The sequence below is a fragment of the Nocardia takedensis NBRC 100417 genome (assembly GCF_000308695.1).
Taxonomy (GTDB): domain Bacteria; phylum Actinomycetota; class Actinomycetes; order Mycobacteriales; family Mycobacteriaceae; genus Nocardia; species Nocardia takedensis.
Genome location: NZ_BAGG01000256.1, coordinates 45,407 through 51,406 on the forward strand (window position 1 = coordinate 45,407; position 6,000 = coordinate 51,406).

At 68.3% G+C, this 6,000-nt stretch carries 6 protein-coding genes; 4 read left to right on the forward strand and 2 right to left on the reverse strand.

All coding sequences use genetic code 11. The features are described from left to right. Positions 1 to 68: 68 nt before the first annotated feature. Complete coding sequence (locus ON30_RS31520; RefSeq protein ID WP_083911839.1) at positions 69 to 692, reverse strand: TetR family transcriptional regulator; 624 nt, start codon at positions 690 to 692, stop codon at positions 69 to 71. 456 nt (positions 693 to 1,148) lie between these two features. On the opposite strand from ON30_RS31520, the gene ON30_RS31525 reads away from it, so the two are divergent. Genes ON30_RS31525 through ON30_RS31540 form a run of 4 tightly spaced genes read left to right on the forward strand, consistent with a single transcriptional unit; the run spans position 1,149 to position 5,697 of the window. Beyond that, the gene (locus ON30_RS31525; RefSeq protein WP_245554309.1) at positions 1,149 to 2,837 is read left to right on the forward strand and encodes an amidohydrolase family protein; all 1,689 of its coding nucleotides are present in this window, start codon (positions 1,149 to 1,151) and stop codon (positions 2,835 to 2,837) included. Continuing rightward, positions 2,834 to 4,075 (forward strand): MFS transporter, encoded by a 1,242-nt coding sequence (locus tag ON30_RS31530; RefSeq protein ID WP_040713483.1) that lies wholly within the window; start codon positions 2,834 to 2,836, stop codon positions 4,073 to 4,075. Before ON30_RS31525 ends, ON30_RS31530 begins: the two co-directional genes overlap by 4 nt. A 26-nt stretch (positions 4,076 to 4,101) precedes the next feature. Continuing rightward, positions 4,102 to 5,490, forward strand: a complete 1,389-nt coding sequence (locus ON30_RS31535; RefSeq protein ID WP_040713489.1) for a GH1 family beta-glucosidase — start codon at positions 4,102 to 4,104, stop codon at positions 5,488 to 5,490. A 24-nt stretch (positions 5,491 to 5,514) separates the two neighbouring features. Then, entirely contained in the window at positions 5,515 to 5,697 is a 183-nt protein-coding gene (locus ON30_RS31540; RefSeq protein WP_040713491.1) for a hypothetical protein, read from the forward strand. Positions 5,698 to 5,810: 113 nt separating this feature from the next. Here ON30_RS31540 and ON30_RS31545 read toward each other — a convergent pair. Beyond that, positions 5,811 to 6,000 (reverse strand): SGNH/GDSL hydrolase family protein (locus ON30_RS31545; RefSeq protein ID WP_040713492.1); only part of this gene is annotated, 190 nt, incomplete at its 5' end.

Sequence of the window (6,000 nt, forward strand, 5' to 3'; positions counted from 1 at the left end):
GGACGTGGCGCGGCGGCGGCTGCCCGATCACCACGAGTGGCGCGCAGGGCAAGCTGCGGCGGCGGCCCTCACATCGGCGCGACCGGACCCGGTTCACGCAGTCCTAGTCCGGCCCGCAACATCTCGACAAAGGTGGTCATGCCCGCCACCATGTCGAATTCCTCGTCGAGCAGCCACTGGTGTTCGAGTCCGACGAAGGCCGCGATGACCACTCCGACAATCCGATCCACGTCGACCGCGACCGGGATCTCCCCGCGCTCCTCGGACCGGCGCCCGAGTGTGGTGATCTCCGTGCGGATCCGGGCCATCCGCTGCCGCGACCACCCGGCGGCGATATCGGCCCCCTCCCCCGTACCCAGCGCGCAGATATGCGCCAGCCGGATGACCGCGCGGTGCGCGAGATTCTTCTCGACGGTGGCCACCAGCAGCTCCAGCAGCTCGCTGACGCTGCGCTCCCGACCGTCGGCGGGCAGATCCGTGGTGTCGTCGTGTTGTTCGAGCACGGCGAGCAGCAGCGACATCTTGTCCGGGAAATGGTGCAGCAGCCCGGCCTGGGACAACCCGGCCCGCTTGGCGATGGCGTACAGCGACGCACCCGCGTAGCCACGCTCGGCGAACACCGTCAGCGCACTGGCCAGAATGCGCTCCCGAGCCGATCGACCGGCGTGATCGGCCACCAGAGTTCGAGCCATCGAACCTCCTCCACAGTCCTACGACTGTACAAACCGGACATCGAACCGGGTTCCGACACCACCCGGGGCCACGCCGACCGGCGACCACACCGAGGGCCGGTACACCGATCCGAGCCGAACGGCGGACCTCCGACACACCGGCGCCGAACGCTCACGGCCCACCCGCGCAACCGGAAGTCCGGCATACGGCACCATGATCTGCGACACTCGTCGCATACTGTCCGCACTGATGCACGGTAGCTGACCGACTGTACAGTTGGTCGGCGTTCCGAATATGATCGCGGCACGATCCGCGAGATTGTTTCGGCAATTTGATTAGCACAGAAGTAACAATTCCGAACTACTCCAGGTAACGTCCACACGGAAACTTGGACAGATGACCAGTAAGACGGTGGCCATGGTGAACGAACAGCGGTCCGCGCCCACCCGGGTACCCGCGCCGAGGCGGGCGCAGCGATGACGCGCCGACGCGCGACCGCGCTCATCCGCGCGGTGATGCCCACCATCACACTCACCGCGCTGATCGCCGTGGCCGGTACCGCGCCGGGCCTGCGCGGGGACGCCACCGCGCAGCCGGGCCGCCAGGAACCCGCCGCCGCGCGCACGCTCACCGCCACGCCGGGGGTGGATGCCTCGGGCTCCCTGGTCGGCCTCATCGACGCGCACGCGCACCTGACCTCCGCACAAGCATTCGGTGGCGCGTTGCGCTGCGGCACACCGTTCGCCCCCGGCGGCGTCGCGCAAGCCCTGCGGCCCTGCGACTCCCATATCGCCCCACAGCCGGGCTCACTGCTCGAGGCCATCATCGGCGAGACCGATCCCACCGCCGCCGACGGCCAGGGTTGGCCGAGTTTCACCTACTGGCCCGAGCACAACACCGTCCTGCACGAACAAGCGCACGAGTCAGGACTGGAACGGGCCTGGCGGGCCGGGCTACGGGTCGTCAACACGCTGTTCGTCGCCAATCGGGTGATCTGCGAGCTGTATCTGCAGCGGATGCACACCTGCGACGAGATGGCCGAAATCCGCATCCAGGCGGACTACATACGCGCCATGGAGGCGAATATCGACGCCGAGTACGGCGGTCACGGACGCGGCTGGTTCCGTATCGCCACTTCACCGGCGCAGGTCCGCTCGATCGCCGCCGAGGGCAAACTCGCGGTGATCCTCGGCGTCGAGAACTCCGAACTGTTCGGCTGCCGCGAGATCGCCGATATCGCGCAGTGCACGGTCGCCGATGTCGACCGCGGCCTCGACGAGTTGCAGGCGCTCGGCGTCAGCAATCTGTTCCCCATCCACAAGTTCGACAACGCCTTCGGCGGTGCGCGGTTCGATCACGGCATCACCGGCGCGGCGATCAACATCGGCAATCTCCTCTCGACCGGACACTGGTGGCAGGCACGTTCGTGCGAGGGTGCCGCCGACCACGAACAGCCCTTGGTCAGCGACGAGATCACCCGCCTGCTCGCGGGCGGCGACCCAGCGGTACCCGCCGGGGTGGTGCTGCCGGTCTATCCCAGTGGCCCGATCTGCAATGTGCGTGGCCTGACGGATCTGGGCCGCCATCTCATCACCGCTTCGATCGCTCGAGGGATGGTGATCAACATCGACCACATGAGTGTGCGGGCCGCCCGCGAAACCCTCGACATCACGCAGGACGCGGGCTATCCCGGCATCATCTCCGCGCACACCTGGGCGGACCGGGAGATCGTGGACCGGGTTCTCGATCTCGGTGGGTTCGTCGCGAGCTACGCCTACGCCGCGACCGATGCGGGTGACGGGGAACCGGATTTCCTGTCGGAGTGGCGGGCCAACAGGTCGGGTCCGCACGGCGCGCGGGTGCGCGGCTACGGTTTCGGCTCCGACGTCAACGGTCTGGCGGCGCTGGCCGCTCCCCGTCTCGACGCCACGAGTGCCCCACTGATCTATCCGTTCACCGCGCCCAACGGGGTGGTGTTCGACCGGCAGCGGCTCGGGGAGCGCACCTTCGACCTCAATACCGACGGTGTGGCGCAGTACGGCATGTACGCGGACTGGTTCGCCGATCTGCTCGGCATCGCGGGCCCGTACCGCGAGGAACTGGAACACGATCTGATGAACGGCGCCGAAGCCTACGTCACTATGTGGGAATCGGCACTGCGATGACGACCGGCGTCCAGGAGGAACCGACCCACGACACCACCCCGGCCCCGGTCGGCGCGTGGTGGATGACGACCCTGGCGCTCGCGGTGATCGGGATCGCCGTCGGCTGGTTCGGACCGCTGCAGATCCTGCTGCCCGCCCAGGCATCGGATCTCGAACTCGACGGAGCCGGCAGCAAGGAATCCGTACTCGCGGTGGTCACCGGTACCGGGGCCGCGGTGTCGCTGCTGGCCAATCCTTTGTGGGGCCTGATCTCCGATCGCATCCGCTCACCGTGGGGGCAGCGCCTGCCGGTCATCGTGACCGGACTGGCGATCGGGGTGGCCGGCCTGCTCGTGCTGGCATGGGCACCGACCATCGGGTGGATGGTTACGGGCTGGGCACTCGTGCAATTCGGACTGAACGGACCCGCCGCCGCCTACGCGGCGGTCATCGCCGACCAGGTACCCCCGGCCCAGCACGGTGTGGTCGGCGCCCTGTTCGGCATCGCGCAGACGGCGGGCGTCGTCGTCGGCACCGCCGTCGCGGTCCTCTCTGGCGAGGGACGATGGGGATACCTGTCCGTCGCGATCGCGGTGTGCGCGCTCACGGCCGCGTGGCTGCTCACGTACGCCCGGCCCGACAGCACCGGCCACGAGCGCCCACGCCCGCGAGCAGCTCAGCGCAGGCGGCCGCGACCCCAGCCGGAATACCTGTGGGCCTGGACGATTCGCTTCCTGATGAATTTCGTCAACGCCGTCATGCTGCTCTACCTGTACTTCTACCTCGACGACGAAGTCGGGGTCGAGGAACCCGAGAACGCGGTACTGCTGATCACCGTACTGGTGGTCGCCGTGGCGGCGGTGACCGCCGGGGCCGCCGGATTCCTGTCCGACCGACTCGGCCGACGGCGTTCGTTCGCGGCGACGGGTGGTGCCGTCGCCGCGATCGGTACCGGCGTCCTCGCCTGCACCCCGACGTTGCCGGTGGTCGTCGCCGCGACCGCGATCGTCGGCCTGGGCTGGGGTCTGTACCTGGCCGTCGATGTGGCCATCGTCACCGGAACCCTCACCGACCCTGGCACCAACGCCACCATGCTCGGGCTCGCCAATATCGCCAACACCCTCCCGCAGGTGCTGGCGCCGTTCGTCGCCGCACCACTGGTGGCGAGCGCCGCCGGCTACGCGGGGCTGTACGGGTCGGCCGCCGTCGCGGGCTGCGCCGCGGCACTGTGCACGACCCGGCTGCACCGCACCGCCTGAATCCCTGTCACCTACGAAGGAACCCGATGTCGACACATCTGCCACGGCACTTCCGCTTCGGCATGTCCACCGCCGCGATCCAGATCGAGGGGGCGAGCACCGAGGACGGCCGGGGAGTCAGTATCTGGGACACCTTCGCCGCCCAGCCCGGCACCACCAAGAACGGCGACACCCCTGCGGTGGCGGCCGACCACTATCACCGCTATCGCGACGATGTCGAGGATCTGCGCGCCTCGGGTATCGACGACTACCGCTTCTCCATCGCCTGGCCGCGGGTGATCCCGCAGGGCCGTGGCACCGTCAACCCCCTCGGGCTCGACTTCTACGACCGGCTCGTCGACGCCCTGCTCGAGGCGGGCATACGGCCGGTACCCACGCTGTACCACTGGGATCTGCCCCAGCCGCTCCAGGACGAGGGCGGCTGGCTGCGCCGCTACACCGCCGAAGCGTTCGCTGAGTACACCCGCGTGGTGGTCACCCGGCTCGGCGACCGGGTCGAGAACTGGCTGACCCTCAACGAGATGAACGTGCACACCCTCTACGGACATGTCCTGGCCGATCACGCCCCCGCGCTCGGACTCGGACTCGAGGGTTTCGCGGCGGCCCATTTCCAGATGCTCGGTCACGGCCTCGCCGTCCGCGAGATCCACGCACTCGGTGGCCGCGCCGGCATCGTCGGACAGCACTATCCGGTCATCCCGGCCTCCGACGAACCGGGCGATATCGAAGCCGCCGAGATGTTCGCGGCGCTGACGAACTGGACCTTCGCCGATCCCATCCTGCTCGGCCGCTATCCCGACGACACCATCACCGCACTGGTGACCACCACCACGGGCACCACCGAGGCACAGCTGGAACGTGATCTGGAGACGATCGCCCAACCACTGGACTTCTACGGCATCAATTACTACGAACCGGTCCGGATCGAGGCCCCCCGCTCCGGCAAGGACTACAGCGGCGTCCTCGAAGTCGACGTGCCGGAAGGGATGCCGTTCTCCCCCGTCCCGATCGAGAATGTGCCGCGCACCGACTTCGGCTGGGCGGTGGTTCCTTCGGCACTCACCGACATCCTGCGCGAGATGAACACCAGATATCCGGTGCTGCCGCCGATCTACATCACCGAATCGGGAGCTTCGTTCCACGACGAGGTGACCGAAGACGGCAGCGTGCACGACCCGAAGCGGATCGATTTCCTCGATGCCCACATCAAGGCCGTGGCCGACGCCGTGGCCGACGGCATCGATGTGCGCGGGTACTACGTCTGGTCGGCGCTGGACAACTTCGAATGGGCGGCGGGATATCACGAACGCTTCGGCCTGGTCCACGTCGACCGCGACACCATGCGCCGCACACGCAAGGACTCCTGGTACTGGTACCGCGAGCTGATCCGCACCAACAAGCAGGCCGACGACTGACCGCCACCCCGGCGAAGTCGAGTCATGGACGATCAGCGCCCACGCTGGCACCGGTGCTACATGTGCGGCGCGGAGAACGTGCAGTTGCGGAGATCACCGGTCGCGGGCTGCCTGATCGTCGACTACCACCTGGCCGGGGTGCTCGGCCTGGATCGTCCCGTCATCTGCGTCATGTCCGGCACCCCACTCGCCCACCGCTGGTTGTGAGCGCATCCGCTCGAACTCTGGCGGCTGTCTCCGCGCGGGCGGTGTCGGCCTGCGGTGCCGGGTCAGCGGTGCGCCGGATGTGATTCCGATGGGTCGCATCCGGCGCACCGGGATCAGCACCGGGCAGCGGGCGTGGACGCCGGCAGGGCGAGATCGATGGCCTCGGCCATCGCCCGATAGCCCGCCACACTCGGATGCAGCCGGTCCACCCCCGCGTACTCGTCGCGAAGCACAGAGGGATTCGCGGGATCACGCAGCGCGGCGTCGAAGTCGACGACGCCGTCGGCGAGGCGCTGTCCACGA

Excerpts from the sequence above, each read along its gene's own strand:
- ON30_RS31530 (WP_040713483.1), top strand. The coding sequence starts at position 2,834 with ATGACGACCGGCGTCCAGGAGGAACCGACCCACGACACCACCCCGGCC.
- ON30_RS31525 (WP_245554309.1), top strand. The coding sequence starts at position 1,149 with ATGACGCGCCGACGCGCGACCGCGCTCATCCGCGCGGTGATGCCCACC.
- ON30_RS31535 (WP_040713489.1), top strand. The coding sequence starts at position 4,102 with ATGTCGACACATCTGCCACGGCACTTCCGCTTCGGCATGTCCACCGCC.
- ON30_RS31540 (WP_040713491.1), top strand. The coding sequence starts at position 5,515 with ATGGACGATCAGCGCCCACGCTGGCACCGGTGCTACATGTGCGGCGCG.
- ON30_RS31520 (WP_083911839.1), bottom strand. The coding sequence starts at position 692 with ATGGCTCGAACTCTGGTGGCCGATCACGCCGGTCGATCGGCTCGGGAG.